Origin of the sequence: Gluconobacter japonicus, assembly GCF_002723975.1 — a bacterium.
GTDB classification, from domain to species: Bacteria; Pseudomonadota; Alphaproteobacteria; order Acetobacterales; family Acetobacteraceae; genus Gluconobacter; species Gluconobacter japonicus.
Window position 1 is genome coordinate 134,167 of the sequence record NZ_BEWO01000003.1, and the last position, 16,277, is coordinate 150,443.

At 58.0% G+C, this 16,277-nt stretch carries 14 protein-coding genes and 1 riboswitch; of the genes, 7 read left to right on the forward strand and 7 right to left on the reverse strand.

Annotated features, from left to right (window positions below; genetic code table 11):
- Positions 1-21 precede the first annotated feature (21 nt).
- From GJA01_RS03115 to GJA01_RS03125, 3 genes are read left to right on the forward strand one after another with little or no spacing between them, the layout of a single operon-like run.
- Positions 22-636 carry a hypothetical protein gene (locus tag GJA01_RS03115; RefSeq protein ID WP_062502435.1) on the forward strand — a complete coding sequence of 205 codons (615 nt, stop codon included), beginning with the start codon at positions 22-24 and terminating at the stop codon, positions 634-636.
- Positions 633-1,757, forward strand: coding sequence for a sensor histidine kinase (locus GJA01_RS03120; protein ID WP_062502434.1), 1,125 nt, complete (start codon positions 633-635; stop codon positions 1,755-1,757). The genes GJA01_RS03115 and GJA01_RS03120 overlap by 4 nt, the downstream gene beginning before the upstream one ends.
- Positions 1,754-2,359 carry a response regulator transcription factor gene (locus tag GJA01_RS03125; protein WP_010504055.1) on the forward strand — a complete coding sequence of 202 codons (606 nt, stop codon included), beginning with the start codon at positions 1,754-1,756 and terminating at the stop codon, positions 2,357-2,359. Before GJA01_RS03120 ends, GJA01_RS03125 begins: the two co-directional genes overlap by 4 nt.
- A gap of 18 nt (positions 2,360-2,377) precedes the next feature.
- Here GJA01_RS03125 and GJA01_RS03130 read toward each other — a convergent pair whose 3' ends face one another.
- From GJA01_RS03130 to rpe, 4 genes are all read right to left on the reverse strand, one after another.
- Complete coding sequence (locus tag GJA01_RS03130; RefSeq protein ID WP_099282262.1) at positions 2,378-3,604, reverse strand: SMP-30/gluconolactonase/LRE family protein; 1,227 nt, start codon at positions 3,602-3,604, stop codon at positions 2,378-2,380.
- A 118-nt stretch (positions 3,605-3,722) separates the two neighbouring features.
- The gene (locus GJA01_RS03135) at positions 3,723-4,841 is read right to left on the reverse strand and encodes a glycosyltransferase family 4 protein (protein ID WP_062503917.1); all 1,119 of its coding nucleotides are present in this window, start codon (positions 4,839-4,841) and stop codon (positions 3,723-3,725) included.
- 10 nt (positions 4,842-4,851) lie between these two features.
- Positions 4,852-6,537 carry a heparinase II/III family protein gene (locus GJA01_RS03140; protein ID WP_062503915.1) on the reverse strand — a complete coding sequence of 562 codons (1,686 nt, stop codon included), beginning with the start codon at positions 6,535-6,537 and terminating at the stop codon, positions 4,852-4,854.
- Positions 6,537-7,211 (reverse strand): ribulose-phosphate 3-epimerase, encoded by a 675-nt coding sequence (gene rpe / locus GJA01_RS03145; protein WP_010504064.1) that lies wholly within the window; start codon positions 7,209-7,211, stop codon positions 6,537-6,539. The genes GJA01_RS03140 and rpe overlap by 1 nt, the downstream gene beginning before the upstream one ends.
- A 150-nt stretch (positions 7,212-7,361) precedes the next feature.
- Here rpe and GJA01_RS03150 point away from each other — a divergent pair, with 150 nt between their 5' ends.
- A complete protein-coding gene (locus tag GJA01_RS03150) occupies positions 7,362-8,621 on the forward strand; it encodes an AGE family epimerase/isomerase (protein WP_062503913.1) in 1,260 nt (419 codons plus the stop codon).
- Here GJA01_RS03150 and GJA01_RS03155 read toward each other — a convergent pair.
- Both GJA01_RS03155 and GJA01_RS03160 read right to left on the reverse strand, forming a co-directional pair.
- Positions 8,618-9,208, reverse strand: coding sequence for a YdcF family protein (locus tag GJA01_RS03155; RefSeq protein WP_172794469.1), 591 nt, complete (start codon positions 9,206-9,208; stop codon positions 8,618-8,620). The two genes, GJA01_RS03150 and GJA01_RS03155, sit on opposite strands and share 4 nt — an antisense overlap.
- A complete protein-coding gene (locus GJA01_RS03160) occupies positions 9,205-10,434 on the reverse strand; it encodes an MFS transporter (protein ID WP_216634303.1) in 1,230 nt (409 codons plus the stop codon). The genes GJA01_RS03155 and GJA01_RS03160 overlap by 4 nt, the downstream gene beginning before the upstream one ends.
- A 382-nt stretch (positions 10,435-10,816) precedes the next feature.
- Positions 10,817-10,952, forward strand: a riboswitch (TPP riboswitch).
- A gap of 84 nt (positions 10,953-11,036) precedes the next feature.
- Here GJA01_RS03160 and GJA01_RS03165 point away from each other — a divergent pair.
- Genes GJA01_RS03165 through pnuC form a run of 3 tightly spaced genes read left to right on the forward strand, consistent with a single transcriptional unit; the run spans position 11,037 to position 15,128 of the window.
- The gene (locus GJA01_RS03165) at positions 11,037-13,412 is read left to right on the forward strand and encodes a TonB-dependent receptor (RefSeq protein WP_062503911.1); all 2,376 of its coding nucleotides are present in this window, start codon (positions 11,037-11,039) and stop codon (positions 13,410-13,412) included.
- 4 nt (positions 13,413-13,416) lie between these two features.
- A complete protein-coding gene (locus GJA01_RS03170; RefSeq protein WP_062503908.1) occupies positions 13,417-14,562 on the forward strand; it encodes a phosphotransferase enzyme family protein in 1,146 nt (381 codons plus the stop codon).
- Positions 14,553-15,128: a nicotinamide riboside transporter PnuC gene (gene pnuC, locus GJA01_RS03175; RefSeq protein WP_062503906.1), complete on the forward strand. Its 576-nt coding sequence runs from the start codon at positions 14,553-14,555 to the stop codon at positions 15,126-15,128. The genes GJA01_RS03170 and pnuC overlap by 10 nt, the downstream gene beginning before the upstream one ends.
- Here pnuC and GJA01_RS03180 read toward each other — a convergent pair.
- Positions 15,113-16,252, reverse strand: a complete 1,140-nt coding sequence (locus GJA01_RS03180) for a pyridoxal phosphate-dependent aminotransferase (RefSeq protein WP_062503925.1) — start codon at positions 16,250-16,252, stop codon at positions 15,113-15,115. The two genes, pnuC and GJA01_RS03180, sit on opposite strands and share 16 nt — an antisense overlap.
- Positions 16,253-16,277 lie beyond the last annotated feature (25 nt).

Genomic DNA, 16,277 nt, shown 5'->3' on the forward strand with positions numbered 1-16,277 from the left:
GACAGATGTCATGAGGAGTTCATGACCACCTTCACTGTTCCGGATCATGGCGCATGTCATACTCTTTCTGGAACAATGGAGTCTCTGGTCATGACACGTCAGAAGAACTGGAAAGCCCTTTTCACCGATGCCGCCGGTCTGGCTTTCGCGGCGATCTGGGCCACGCGCGGCGCCACTGCCGCCCATCTTCCAAAACCCGTCATGGTAGCGTCGCTTGCCGTTATCAGCCTGATGCTTCTGGCGGGATTTGCCTATCGTGACCTGATCCAGTGCAGACCGGAAGGTGTGCGGGATGCCGCCCTTCTGAGGCGGGTCAAGATCATGCGCATCGTCGCGATTACGGTCATGATTACGGCTGTCCGCTCTGCCCATCACGCCGAACTGCTCTACCCGCTCCTCGGCTGCATCATTGGCCTGTCCTACATTCCGATGGGCCGGGCCATGCAGGAGCCGGTCCATATCATCGTAGGCGGTGTGATCGTCGGCATCTCCGCTCTTTCTTTCCTGCTGCCAGAACCGCTACATCTTGAAGTCGCAGGGTTCGGAACCGCGCTGGCAATCTGGGTCGGGTCTGTCCTGCGCCTGCGCAATTCCGGAACCTTTTCCGTCCCGCCAAGGAACGCTCTGCCCTCATGATGGCACCAGAGACCTTCATTCCTCTTCCCGGCAACAAGGAAGACAACTGGCCGAGATTCAATCGGTATCGGGTCTCTTATCTCGTCTATTTGCTGATTTATCCCATTCCCTGGCTGATCCACGGATCAGCCACCATTCCGGCCGTCCTGTTCTCTATCGGCGCCCTCGCCGTCTTTCTGCTGCTCTACTTCGCCCCCTACAGGGACGACCGCTACTACGGCCTCCCCGAAATTGTTCTGACGGCACTCCTGGGCTTTGCCACGTCCTGGACAGAGGCGGACTGGCTGGTCTTCAACATCTATGCCACGGCCATGTGCGCCTGCTTCCAGCGCCCTCGTCAGGCTATCCTGACGATCCTTGGTCTTCAGGCCGCACTTTTCGGGTTTGTCTGGTTACAGAACAAATCCATGCTTCACGCAGCCTTTGGCGCTTTTTTCAGCATCATCACCTATATCGGCACATGGATGCAGTGGAAGCTTGGCATGCAGAACCTTCAGCTCCGCAAGGCCCAGCACGAAATCCGCACACTGGCCGCTACAGCCGAGCGCGAACGCATTGCGCGGGATATGCACGACCTTCTGGGACATTCCCTGACTGTCATTTCCGTCAAGGCCGAGTTGGCCAACCGCCTGTTTGAAACACAGCCCGACCGTGCCAGACGGGAACTTCAGGATATTACGCAGATTGCCCGAACATCTCTCAAGGATGTTCGGGATGCCGTCACCGGAATGAATGGCGCCTCCCTCCAGCATGAACTCGAGCATGCCCGCAAAGCCCTCGAAGCTGCGTCCATCACCCTGACCGTCCATCATGACAACCATCTGGCAGACCACCCGCAAAGCAGCGTTCTCGCCATGGCACTGCGTGAAGCCGTGACGAATGTGATCCGCCATTCGGGCGCCCGACACTGCATCATCAGTTTTGATTGCGATACCGCTGGCCAGCCCTGTGCCATCCGAATTGAAGATGATGGTGCGCAGCAGTCTGGCAGAGCTCCGTCCCCCCCGCAGGAAGGCAATGGCCTTCGCGGCATGAGAACGCGCCTTGCCGCTGCGGGCGGCTCCCTCATGCTCAACCACACGCCCCGCGGCCTTCGACTGACAGCGAGTATCACCCCATGATCCGTCTTATTCTGGCTGAAGATCAGGCCATGCTTCTGGATGCGTTCGAAGCTCTTCTTGGCCTGGAAGAAGACATGCAGATCGTCGGGCGGGCCGCAGACGGGCAACAGGCCCTGCAACTGGCCCAAACCCTGCGCCCGGACGTCATCATCACAGATATCGAAATGCCGCACATGACCGGCATTGAACTGGCCGAGCAGATCCGTGAACAGGGGCTTCCCAGTCGCGTCATGATCGTGACGACCTTTGGTCGGGCGGGTTATCTGCGCCGCGCCCTTCAGGCCGGCGTGCGCGGCTACATGCTGAAAGACGCTCCAATCACACAACTGGCGGACGCTATCCGCAAAGTTGCCGCAGGAGGCCGGGCCATTGCGTCCGATCTGGCAGAAGCCGTCTGGGATGCGCTGCCCGATCCGCTCTCAGACCGGGAACGGTCCATGCTGCGTCTGGCTGAGGCCGGGCGGACCAACAAGGACATTGCCGAAGAACTGTCCCTCTCAGCGGGGACCGTCCGCAATTACTTCTCGGAAATTGTGCAAAAGCTGGATGCCCGAAACAGGATCGAAGCCGGACGCATCGCAAGGCAGAACGGCTGGCTCTGACGCCAGCCGTATCTCTTTTCAGGACGGCGCAAACCCCTGTACGCCAACCTGAAGCACAAATAATGATCCCGCCGCACACATGAAGAGATGATCGCGCTTCGGGCCTCCAAAAGTCAGGTTCGAACAGCCCTGCGGCAACCGGATGCGCCCGATCAGCTTACCAGCCGGATTGAAAACAAACACCCCGCACAGGCCAAGCGGACCGGACGCGCCGCACCACAGATTCCCGAACACATCCACACGGATACCATCCGGGTTCAACTGTGCGCCATTGAGTTTCATATCCGCAAAAATGCGTCCGTTGGACAGGCCGTCACCCTTCACGTCATAGACGTGGATCGCCTGATCTCCCCCAACCTTCTGCCCTGGTCCTTTGGGCGTCGAGACAATGTAGAGCTTTTTGTAATCCGGGGAAAAACACAGACCATTCGGGTCCAGCAGGTCTTTTTCCTGCAAGACCGCCTGAAGCGTCCCATCGGGCGCAATGCGAAAGACATGATCACTCTGGCGTTTCGTTCCGCCAATTTCGCCTGTCAGTTCACGGCCAATGTTCCAGCGGATTTTACCGTCCGGATTGGTCGGTCCACCGGGTTCATCCGCATGTCCCTCTGTGATGTTCGTTCCGTATCCGGGATCGGTAAACCACAGACTTCCATCAGGATGTGGCACAATATCGTTGGGGGAGTTCAGCCCCTTCCCCTCGAACTTGTCAGCAAGAACCTTAACGCTCCCGTCATGTTCCCACCGCACCACGCGCCGGAAAAAATCCTCGCAGACAACAAGCCGACCGTCGAAATCAAAGCAGTTGCCATTGGCCGCATAGCCATCAGGCCGAAAATCCGTGATCTCTCCCGTTTCCCAGATATAGCGCAGCGCACGGGAGCGAATAACGTCGCTCAGAACCAGAAAGCGCCCTTCGCTGCTCCATGCGGGGCCTTCCAGCCAACCGCCCTGATCCCACACGCGGCGGATTGGCGCAGCAAAATACGTCAGATCACGGAAAGACGGATCAATCGCGATAACGTCCGGGTCCGGCAGGTAACTTGGCCCCGCTTTTGGCCCCCAGGCGCGTGGGGGCTGACTGATAACACTCGGTGGTTCGACCGTCCCCGGTATGGTGGCGGCCCTGGCTTTGATCGCCCCCAGACAGGCTAATCCGGCAGCACCGGACAGAACCTGCCGACGAGCCATAGAAAGAGCAGGCAGTCTTTTATCTTCAGTCTGAACCTTCGTTCCTTCAGACATCGTTCCTAACTCCAGAGAGAACGCCTCTATTCTGATGCTTTTTCTAAAGAGCGGAAATCAACATTTCGAAAGAACCGAGAAATACCAAAGACTTTTACAAAACAGTGGATGTCGTTTCCTACTGCCCTTCAATTTCGATCAACCGCACAACCCGTTCCATGATCCGCTTTTCACTATAGGATGCGACGGCACGCTGGCGCCCGCGTTCCCCCATCAGGCGAGCCATTGGCAGATCCTGCGTCAGAGACCTCAGAGCCCGAGCGAGTGGCGCAGACAGACCCGGCGGCACCAGATACCCGGTTTGCCCGTCCACGACCTGCTCCCGCGGGCCACGTACATCCGTCGCAACAACTGGGAGTTCCGTCAGCATCGCCTCGATGACGGACATGGGCAGGCCTTCGAAATGGCTCGGCAACGCGAACACATCCGCCGCAGCCAGAAGGTCCGGAACGTCTTCCCGATACCCCAGCATCCGCAAACGGTGTCCCAGGTGCTCTCGGGCTCTTTCAAAAGCCGGGCCTAAATCGTCCCCATGATCGGACGGAAGGCGCTCACCCACGACCCACAACTCAGCTCCCGGCACATCTTCCATGGCCCGGAGCAGTTCCGGGTGGCCTTTATGACGCACCAGTCGGGACACTACGATCACGACAGGCCGATCTTCCGGGACACCCAGTTCCTTGCGGATGCGCGCGCGAACCAACGGATCAGCGTGATAGCGCTGCGGGTCACGCCCGTTACCAATTGCAAGAGGATGACTGTTCAGATGCAGGCGCCGCGCATCCCGCGCCTCTTCCACAGAGACAGTCATGTAAAGCGTGGTAATGCGCCCCGCCGCCCATTCCAGAACAATAGACAGCAGACGCCGTGACAATGACCCTGGCTGATTGAACAGAAAGCCATGGCAGGTATAGGCAATAATCGGAACGCCACAGATCCGTGCGGCAAACCGGGCCAAAATCCCGCTGATTGGCATATGTCCATGCACGACATCGGGCTTTTCCCGCCGGATCAGCCGGACAAGCGCTATAAACGCCCGAAGCTGCGCCACTGGGGACAGGGACCGGGCCATCGGAACCGCGTGAACAACGAACCTATCAGCGCGCACCGGAGCCAGATGAGGCCCCTCTGCACACGCCCCCTGAACGTCATGTCCGGCGTCGCGCAGGGCTTTCATCAACGGAAACAGGAACTGCCGCAGGGAGAAATCAACATTCGTGATTTCGAGGATTTTCACAAAGCGACCTTTATTCCGGAATGCGTTCCAGCAACCATGTCACTGTCTGCGATACGGTCTGTAGCGGTTTGGTGGGCGGGGTTTCGGGTTTGGGCGCATCCGACTTCACGTCTTCCTGCTTCTCTGACCCGTGCGTCTCGGATTTTTCTACAACCGGAACCACCTTCCGAAGCGAGGCAATCACAATCTGCTTCGTCGCTTCACGTCGGCCACGCGCCAGATAGACGTCATCTTCCAGCAGCAGCATTCCGCCCTTCTGACGGAAGCGCCAGATCATGCCACCAACCTGAAGAATAATGTCCTCATCATCCCGCGTGACACGCACATCCGGATGAATGTGAAAGCGCAGGGCAAAAGGCGTTTCCCGTTCGCCTTCGAGCACCTCCTGTCCGCGCAGGTCCTCGCCATCTGCTCCCAGATATAGACGCCGCGTCCATTTTACGCCCAGCGGGGGATGATATCCATCATGGGACAGATCCAGCCAGTGCGCCTCGCCGCTGGTCTGATGTTCGCAGGTAACATGCGCCGGGCGACGGGTCACATGCCCGTTCGGACCGAAATCTGAAGAGGACAGACCATCCGCGACCAGCACCGTATGAGAGGCACTGGCCCTCAAAGCCTGCTCCCATGCGCCTGTCTGTGCGCTGCCACAGTTAACGAACAGACGATGACGCTGGTTCGAGAACTCGAAAGACAATGTCCCTGCATGCGCTGTGCGATCATATCCGGCAGGGGCTGGTGCACCGTTATCAACAATCAGAAGAGATTTCCCCAACGCCAGCCGGGTGAATTTCCCCTGCGGCATAGCGGGAGCAATCAGCTTCTGCCGCGATCCCTGCGCCAGAACATCTTCCACCGCCGCGCTGTAGCGCTCGCCAGAACCATTAAAAACGGCCAGGCCACCATCCCCATGACGCATGGCCCGCAAAACCGGACAGACCCGATCCAGCGCCATATCGAGAACTGGAGGCACGCTGGAATGGGCCGTACGAAACATGACGGACATTTCCGCCAGTTCGCGGGCTGTCTGGTACTGCGCTTCCGGTGAACGCTCGATCACGGCTCCATCCGGCAGGATTAGACGCTCGATTTCGGACGGCAGATACCGCAGAAACCGCGTCATGAAGCCGGAATGATCCGGCATGGCCAGCGCTGCCGCCAAAAGGCCACGCAGAGCCGTCAGAGCCCGCCAGCCCTGAGGTTCCAGCGGCAGAAGGGCTGCGATGGTCCGCCCTTCCACCAGCATTCGTTCCATAAGCTTCTGCTGAAGTTTCCGATCCGCAGAAGCAAGACAGAACTCATGATTGGCAAGCCAGGACGACAGACGTGCCCCGGTCACACACGCGTCTTTTACCAGTGGATCGGTCGGCGCATGAGACAGCCAGTCGGCAACCAGCGCACGCGCTGTTAAACGGGCATCGTCACTGCCAAGGGCACGAAGATCACGCAGCCACGAAAAACTGTGCAGCCACTGTTTTGCAGGCTCCGGCCAAGGGCCGCGTTCCCACTTGCCACGGGGCAGATCGTAGTCCTGACGATCAAACCGGAAACGACCCGCGACAAGGCGAGCGCCCTGCTCGGCATCCCCTTTCCACGGGTCACGATAAACATATACCGGCCCCTCAAGAGCGGCCCCACCAACAGGCAAACGTGCGAATGAAAGCTTTGCGTCCTTGATCCAGCGACTAATGGGCATCAGGCGCTGTCTTCCTTGAATGGACCTTCAAGCGCGTGAATGGCGGCATCGCGATCCGCTTTTCCGAAGATCGCAGACCCTGCGACCAGCATCGTCGCTCCGGCTTCCACCACCCGCGGCGCGGTCGTCGGGTCAATTCCGCCATCAACAGCCAGAACGATATCCCGCCCACTGTCTTCAATCATGCGGGACAGTGTGCGGATTTTTGGAAGCTGGCTTTCAAGGAAGCTCTGACCGCCAAACCCCGGGTTCACGGTCATGACCAGAATGATGTCCACCAGATCAAGAACCTGAGACAGCGCTTCCGGCGGCGTTGCCGGGCAGATCGCGATTCCCGGGCGGCATCCCAGAGCCCGAATGGTCTGGAGCGTCCGATGCACATGGGGAGCATTTTCCACATGAACCGTGATGTGATCCGCACCGGCCTTTGCCGTGGCTTCCAGATACGGGTCCACCGGATCAATCATCAGATGCACGTCGAACTTCGCGTCCGTGTGCTTTCGCAACGCAGCGATAACCGGCGGGCCGAAGGAGATGTTCGGCACGAAATGACCGTCCATCACATCCAGATGCAACCAGGGCGCACGGGAGATGGATGCAATCTCATCTCCGAGACGGGCGAAGTCGGCAGCCAGCAGGCTGGGGGCGACAATGATCGGGGATCGTTCTGTCATGATCTATGTATCGGCAAAGCAAACTCCAGACGCAAGACAGTTCCGTACGTGCCCGCGTGTTCGTGAGCGACAGTCGCTCCGGAACCCGGCGGCAGCTGATGCGTCCTCACTGACACTGTCTGATGATTACAAGCGCAGTGTGGAGTTTTTATGTCCGACCGCCTTTCTCCGATCCTTTTAAGCCGGGACGCCTGGATCCGCCGTCCGTCTCACCGGGCGTGGCTGGAAATGCAGGGACGCAGACTGCTCGATTTCAGCAAAGAAGGCTGCATCGACGGCGGCTTTGCCGGACTGGATCTGGAAGGGCATCTACCAGAAGGCGCCAAACCGGAAGCTACCCTTACAGCCCGCTGTGTCCATGCCTATGCCACCGCGGAACTTCAGGGCATTCCGGGCAGTGCGCCTCTGGTCGCGCATGGTGTGAACGCGCTCATGACGTCCTTCCGGGATCAGAAACACGGCGGCTGGAACCATTTTGCGGACCGGCCCCATGACCGCAAGCAGGCTTATCTCCATGCTTTCGTTGCGCTGGCCGCCTCGTCTGCCGTTCTGATTGGTGTGGAAGACGCAAACACGCTCCTCAAGGATGCCATTCATCAGATCGAAACACATTTCTGGTCCGAAGACGAAGGCGTCATGCGCGAGAGTTTCGCAGACGACTGGTCAGACGAAGAAAACTACCGCGGCGCCAACAGCAACATGCATTCCACCGAAGCCTTCATGGCGCTGGCGGATGTCACGGGAGACGTGAAGTGGCTGCACCGTGCGCTCCGGATCGTCACGCGCTTCGTTCATGAACTGGCGTCCCAGCAGGGCTTTGCCATGCCCGAGCATTTCAACCGGAACTGGGATCTTCTGCGTAATTACCATGAGGACAAGCCAACGGACGATCTGCGCCCCTATGGCATGACGCCCGGACATTTCGTGGAATGGTCTCATCTGACCGTGAAGCTGGAAGCTGCTCTTTTGCGTCGGGGCGAAAAAGCCCCTGGCTGGATGCTCCATGATGCGCAGGCCCTGTTCGAAACCGGCATGAAAACCGGCTGGAACGTCGATGGCCTGCCCGGCATGGTCTATACGATCGACTGGGAACACAAACCCCACGTCCGATCCCGCGTCCACTGGGCACATGCCGAAGCTCTGACAGCCGCAATCAATCTGTACAAGCGCACCGGCAATCCGCATTACGAACACTGGTACAGAACAATCTGGGATTACATTGATACGACCCTGATCGACCGCGACTTCGGAAGCTGGTTCAACGAAGTCAGCCCTGAAGGCGAACCCACCGAGCATATCTACAAGGGCAAAGGCGATCTGTATCACGCCTACCAGTCAACACTGGCCCCCATGATGCCTCTGTCACCGTCTCTCGCAACAGCCATCGAGCAGATCGGCGTTCCTTACTAAGCCCCATCTCTGGAAGGCGGCGTTTTTGTGAGGACATACACTGGCAGCGCTACAGCCTCCCGAAACAGATACCAGAGTTCCGGGAGGCGAAACTTCGCAGGATACGCGCCAGAAACGGCTGTCACGCCAGCATGGCGCAACGCCCATTCAGCCCGCATGATATGAAACCACTGCGAAACAACAATTGCGCCATTGGGAGATTCCTCGGCCACATGCAACGCTGTCAGCCAGGTATTATTGCCCCGGGAATCAACAATAATATCTGACGCGGGCACGCCATGCGCTTCCAGCCAGTGCGCCATGATTTCAGCTTCGTCCTGATGGTTTTCAGTCTCGACTGCCCCGCTGACCATCAGTGTCTGCACATGACGGGATTTCCATAGCTCCAACCCGGTCTCAAGCCGATCCCTCAAAGCCGGTTTTGGCACCCCCTGATCGGTCACAGCCGTTCCGAAAATGACAGCCATCTCGGCAGGGTGCACAGAAGCCCGGACGCCGCCCCACGCGACGACGGAACACCACCCGACCAGCACAAGACATATCCCGCACAGAACGGCCAGCGCGACTTTACCTGACAAGCGCTTCACGGCTGCGTCTCACCCTGCTGCCGACGAACATGCATGATATAGAGCAGCGCAACAGCTGCAGCCATAAACCCGGACAGCGCTCCCACGCCCATCGACCATCTCGGCCCAAAATGGTTCGCCACCCACCCAACAACAGGCGCGCCGAATGGCGATGCCCCGGCAAAGATGGCAAACCGGATCGCCAGCACACGACCGCGCATTGCAGGCTCACTGGAGAGCTGCATGAAGCTGTTGCTGGTCGCTGTAAACGTCAGAGACGACATTCCTGTAACAATAAGAGCCAGCGCAAAGATCCAGTAAGTCGGAGCCAGAGCAGCAAACAGACAGCCCACACCGAAAATCACAGAACCCTTCAGCAGGACATCAAAATCCGCATTCATCCGGCGTGCTGCCAGAAAACCGCCGAGGATTGTTCCGATCGCCATTGCGGAATTCAGAACACCATAACCATGCGCTCCAACGTGAAAAACACTGACAGCCATTGTTGCAATGAAAATCGGGAAATTCAGCCCGAATGCCCCGATGATGAACAGCATCACCAGAATGGTGCGAAGATCTTCCCGCGCCCAGACATAACGTAACCCGCTTGTCAGAGCATTCCGCTCATTCTTCTTTGCGCGTTCAAAACGGAACAGCTTGTCCCTGCGAATAAACAGGAGCGAAACCATTACGCCGAAAAATGACAGGCCATTGACCATGAACGACCAGCCGGACCCCACTTCCGCAATACAGAACCCCGCAACAGCCGGCCCTACCATTCGCCCTGCATTGTAGGACATGGAGTTGATGCCAACCGCGTTATGGAGGTCTTCTTCGCCGACAAGCTCTCCAACAAATGTCTGCCGGATCGGACTATCAAACGCCGCAACACACCCGCTGAGAAATGCGAACAAGTCCACCTGCCAGAGTCGGACCGCTCCCGTTACAACCAGAAGCCCTAACCCGACGGCGAGCGTTCCCAACGCAGCTTGCGTGAACAAAAGGAATTTATGCTTTTCCACCCGGTCTGCGACGAGACCCGTCCACAGGATCAGTAACAGTGGCGGAGCAAGCTGAAGGGCCATGACAATACCGATGGCCATAGCATCATGATTGGTGAGTTCGGTCAGAACCAGCCAGTCCTGAGTCGTGAGTTGCATCCACGTCCCAATGTTGGAGAACACAGCTCCACAGGCCCAGATACGATAGTTGGGGCGTCCCAGAGACCGGAAAGTACCACCGGTCACAGGCGACACTCCAGACTGAAAAAGAGGCAGAGAGACGGACAGACTGGCATTCACCCACTGTCAGGAATCTTCTGTTGGATGTCGAGGGTTATTCCAGCGAATAACGTCTCCAACACGGTTGTAACTCAACAATGATGCGAACTATCCCGATCCTGGAACAAACGTCTGTTTTCTGACAGGCAAAACAATCAACCTTCGAATACTCACAATGACGGACAGCCTCGCTATCCACAGTTTTTTGATATGAGGTTTTTTTGTTTTTCTCTAAAATCTGATGCGCGCATTCCACCAAAAACCCCTCTTCACGCTTTTTCCCGAAGCTTTGATACCCTCTCCAGTACGGAAAATATTGACATTGCCCTGCCTCCCATGAATGGAGTGCTGCATCACCTTGGGGTGCCCTGCCATAAGGGCTGAGAGACTGCTGAGGGTGTGTTCCGTTTCGGGACAGACCGGCGCAGTGACCCATCGAACCTGATCCAGTTCATGCTGGCGGAGGGATGGTGGCTCCTGACAGATCCATAAACTGGATTTTCGGTGTCTCTCGTCGCCCCCACCCTGCACGATGGGATCGCCAGTTTTGCAGGCGGGACACGACATTCATGAGCAACCGATTTTCATACAGGCCGCGTCCAGTTCCTGTCGTTCTGCTCGGCCTGACCGTCTGTGCCGGTACGGTGCGCGCGGCTGACACCACAGCCCTCACCCCACCTGCCTCCAGTGCCCCGAAAACCGAGCACATTACCGTTCACCGCATCTCTGACAGCGCGCCCGGACATCAGCCCGGCGGAGGCCTTATCCGCCCGGAAAACAGTGTGCGCTCCATCAGTACGGTCAGCCGCGATTACATGGACAAGCAGCCACCGATGGCGACGGCCTATCAGCTCGCCTCCATGCTGCCCGGCGCCAATGTTGCCACCTCCGATCCGTTCGGCTTTTCGCCCAGCACCAATCTGACCGTGCGCGGCCTGAACAATGATGCCATCGGTTATGTGCTGGAAGGCACGCCGCTGAACGATGTCGCCTATTATTCCGGCTATCCGAGCCAGTTCGCTGACAGCGAGAATTACAGTCAGGTCGCGCTCGCACAAGGGTCGGCCGATCTGGACAGTCCGGTGCTGAACGCTGCCGGTGGGCTGATGAGCCTGTCTTTTCTCGATCCGTCACAGAAGGCCGGGGGTTTCGCCAGCGTCTCCTATGGCTCCTTCGACACCAACCGCGAATTCATTCGCCTTGAAACGGGCAACATCGGCAATTCCGGCATTCGTGGCTTTGTATCCTATTCCCATAGCGCCAGCGACAACTGGCGTGGGCCGGGACGGGACAAACGTCAGCATGTCGATTTCAAATTCCTGAAGGACTGGGGGCAAGGCAACCACGCCAGCCTCATTGGCTCCTTCAACACCACCGTCACCAGTTATTATCCTCAGGTTACGATGGAAAGCTGGAAAGCCGATGGTATCCATGGCGCAAATAATCTTGCTGGCCATTATGACGCGTCCAACGCAGACAATGCCGTCAATTACTGGCGTCTGTGGCGCGCGCCGGAACGCACTTTCTATGCAGGCGCCCCCGTCCATCTGCACCTGACGCACAAACTGTCGCTGGACGTCACACCCTACGCACAATTCGCTTATGGCAATGTTCCCGCCGGCTCCACGTTGACGGAAACGGGCCTCTATAACGGCACGCAGCCTCTGAGTGACACGCTCACGCTGCCCAATGCACAGGATGGAACCGCTGTCGTTCGCGCCAACTACACCCAACGCAGCTATCGGTCTGGCTTCAATTCCACCCTGCATTACAAAACCGGCTGGAACGACTTCGTGCTCGGTTACTGGTACGATTACGGAGACGACAACGAGCAACAGCCCTTCACAACCGTTTCTGCGACTGGCGCTTCAGGTGATATCTGGGCGGAAAACAGCAACAGCCTGATCCATCTTGCGAATGGGCAGAAACTGCTGGGCGGCAGCTTCCACACCATTTCCCAGACCAACGCTCTGTATGTGGGCGATCACATCTCGCTCCTGCATGATCGCCTGACCATCGAAGCCGGTTTCAAGGCCGTCATGATGAGCCGGTATGGCACGAACAATGTTCCCGGCCCTCAGTATCGCGTGGCCTCAAACAGCATGGAGCCTCTGCCGCGTCTTGGCGTCCGCTGGCGCATTGATGAGCAGAACCAGATTTTCTTCAACGCCACGACCAATTTCCGCGCCCCGGATCAGACGGCGCTTTACAACACCTACGACCCAACCTCCGGCGCACTCGCCACGACTGGCAGCGCGGATGTCCACAACGAATATTCCATTTCAGAAGAACTGGGATATCGCCGCACAGGACAATGGATCATCGGCAGCCTGACGCTGTTCAACTACAACTTTACCAACCGCCAGATCTCAACGCTGGCCTCCCAGAACGGCTCCATCATCCAGACGACCATGAACGCCGGAGGCCAGACCTCTCGTGGTGTGGATGTGGAAATCGGTCTCCGTCCCTGGCACCATTTCAGTCCCTATCTTTCTGGCGAGTATCTACACGCCACCATTGATAACAACATCGCCTCCGGCGGCGACCTTCTGCCGACCAAGGGCAGAATCGCCGTTCGCAGCCCGACACTTCAGGCCGCGGCTGGCATCAGCTACGATGACGGGCATATCTTCGGCGTGGCCACCCTGCATTACACCGGCCACCAGTATGCAACATTCATGAATGATGAGCGGATGTCAGACCGCACGACGGGCGATATTTCCGTCGGCTATCGCTTCGGCGATGTGTCCCGTCTGCACAAACCAACCCTGCGCCTGAACTTCATCAACATCACCAATGAGCGCTCCCTGTCCGGCGTTGCCAGCCCAACCCTGAATGCAAAGGACACGACCGGTATTTACGGCAGCACGATCAGTGGGAGCGCCCCGAGTTATTATATCGGCGGCGGTTTCGCAGCGCTGTTCACAGCGTCCACAGGCTTCTGAACTCGTGACCGCTCCCGGACAGTTCGGCGTCAAGGGTGTGCAGGCTGAACGGCACTGGCCCCCTCTAACGCTGGAGGAAGCTGGCCGTGTTCTAGGGCGGTTTGCTCTGGCTTCCGCTCCGGATACTCTTTTATGGCACGGCCAGCGCCCCTTCTCCGCAACTGCGCTCGTGAAGCTGGCGGACGGAACCGTGCTGTTCCTCAAGCGGCATGATCCCCGCTTGCGCGATTACGCCGCCCTCATAGAAGAACACGCGTTCATGGCGCATCTCACTGCGCAGGGTCTGCCGGTACAGGTGCCGGTGAAAGATCGCGCAGGGCGTTCCGTAACGGAAGAAAATAGGTGGATTTACGAAGTCTTCCGTCCGCTTTCTGGCTTGGACCTGTATCGGGACGTTCAGTCTTGGGAGCCGTTTTTCTGCGTTGAACAGGCTCGCACTGCTGGACGGGCACTCGCGCGTCTTCATCTCGCTTCAAAGGAATATGAGGCTCCTGCGCGCCCGAATGACCGCCTGCTGCTTTCAAGTTTTCAGGCCATTACCCAGCCAGACCTTGAGGCAGGTCTTGCACAATGGGGCAAATCTCAACCCGGACTGAACGCACTCTTTCAATCACCGTCATGGGAACCAGATCTCAAAGTCCTACTCCCATTCCATGACCGTCTCAAACCCCTTCTGCCCGACATCGAACCGCTCTGGGGGCATGGAGACTGGCACCCCTCGAACCAGTTCTGGACATCCAGAGATCCCACAGCAGAAATCTGCGGAATTTTCGATTTTGGTATGTCAGACCGGACCTGCGCGGCCTATGATCTTGCCGTCGCCATCGAGCGCACGGCCATTACGTGGCTTGCTCCAGATTACACAGTGGCATGGGATCAACTGACGGCCCTGCTCGCCGGATATCAGTTCATCCGTCCGCTCTCACCAACCGAGCGCAAACTGGTCGTCGCGTTTCTCCCCTTGGTGCATGTCGAATTCGCACTTTCGGAAGTCTCGTATTACCGCACCCTCGTGCACGACGAAGCCTCTGCCACAGGGGCCTATTCGGGCTATCTGCTCGGTCATGCCCATTGGTTTACAGGGTCAGAGGGTCAAGCGCTTCTGAACTGGCTTGAAGCCACTCTAGAACAGACCGCTTCATGTCCCTAACCGAGCTTCTCGCCGCTCTTCTCAGCGCCGCAGGTGTCTGGCTGACAGCAAAGCGCCAGATGGCCTGCTGGCCAGTCTCACTGGTGGCCGCTCTGCTTTATGGATGGGTGTTCTTCACAGCACGACTTTACGCTGACGCCGCCCTGCAAGTCGTATTCTGCGGCTGCCTGTTTTACGGCTGGTGGCAGTGGAAAACAGATGGCGCCCAAGGGGATACCGCGCTCCATATCCGCTCGCTTTCTGCCTATACAGCCAGTACGGGTCTGTTGGCGGGTCTTGTCGGCGGTGGCCTCTGGGCGTTCTGCCTCGCCCGATTTACGGACGATCCCACGCCTCTGGCTGATGCCATGCTGAGCAGTTACAGCATCGTCGCACAACTCTGGGCAGCCCGACGCCACACCGCAAGCTGGCTGATGTGGATCGTGATCGACACAGCCTATGTGCTACTCTTCCTCACGCGCGGCCTGTATCCAACGGCCGTGCTGTATGCGGTTTTCATAGGGCTCGCTCTACAGGGCTTCCTGCGCTGGCGAGCCGCTGAACAGACGGATCAACGTCTGGGCTGAGCCGCAAACCAGGGCACCATACGGCGCACAGCCTCTTCAATCCGGTCCGTGGAGACCGCAAAACTGAAACGCATGAAACGGTTCCCATTTACCGGGTCAAAATCCACGCCCGGCGCAGTCGCAACGCCTGTTTCCAGCAACAGCCGACGGCAAAAAGCAAGACTGTCATCCGTGAGGTAGCTGATATCCGCGTAGATATAAAACGCACCATCAGGCGGCGCGATATGCGTTAGCCCCATCTCTGGCATGGCCTCGAGCAACAGATCACGGTTACGACGATAGGTGTCGAGATGCCTTTCCAACTCATCCACGCAATCAAATGCCACAAGTCCGGCATGTTGGCTCAGGGCAGACGGGGTCAGGAACAGATTGCCCATCCGCGCGCGGGCTGCATCAATCCGATCCGTAGGAACCACCAGCCACCCGAGACGCCACGGCGCCATGCTGAAATATTTGGAGAAGCTGTTCACCACCATGGCAGACGGCTCGTACTCCAGAACCGAATGAGCCGGATCACCATAGCTCAGGCCGTGATAGATCTCGTCTGACACCACGCGGATACCACGATCGCGGCAGACCTTTAGAATAGCCTTGAGTTCTTCATCCCCAAGAATAGTGCCCGTCGGATTAGCCGGACTGGCAATAATGAGACCGTCTGGCACGGGTTCAATCGCAGCGACTGCATCTGCCGTAAGCTGGAAACGCTCAGCCTCTCCGCACTCAATTTCGATCGCCTCCATGTGAAGCGCCCGAAGCGTATTGCGGTACGCCACATACCCTGGACGGGCGAGCGCCACCCTCTGTCCCGGGACAAAGCTGCTCGTCAGTGCCAGAACCAGAGCGGGTGAAGCACCGCATGTCAGGATGACCTGATCCGCCTGAACCGTCGCCCCGTACATGTCCTGATAGTGGCGCGCGATCCGTTCCTTCAGAGGCTGGCTTTCCCAGTAGCCCATTGGGTCAGTCGCGAGGATATGCTGTGCCCGCTCGATGGCTTTCTGTGGCGCCCCTGTCGAAGGCTGGCCGAATTCCATGTGAATGATGCTGCGCCCTTCGGCGGCCAGTTTGTGCGCCAGGCTGCTGATGGCAATGGCATGAAACTGGTCAATGTCAGGAACGGTCATCGGAAGCTCAAGAAAAACGCCAGCT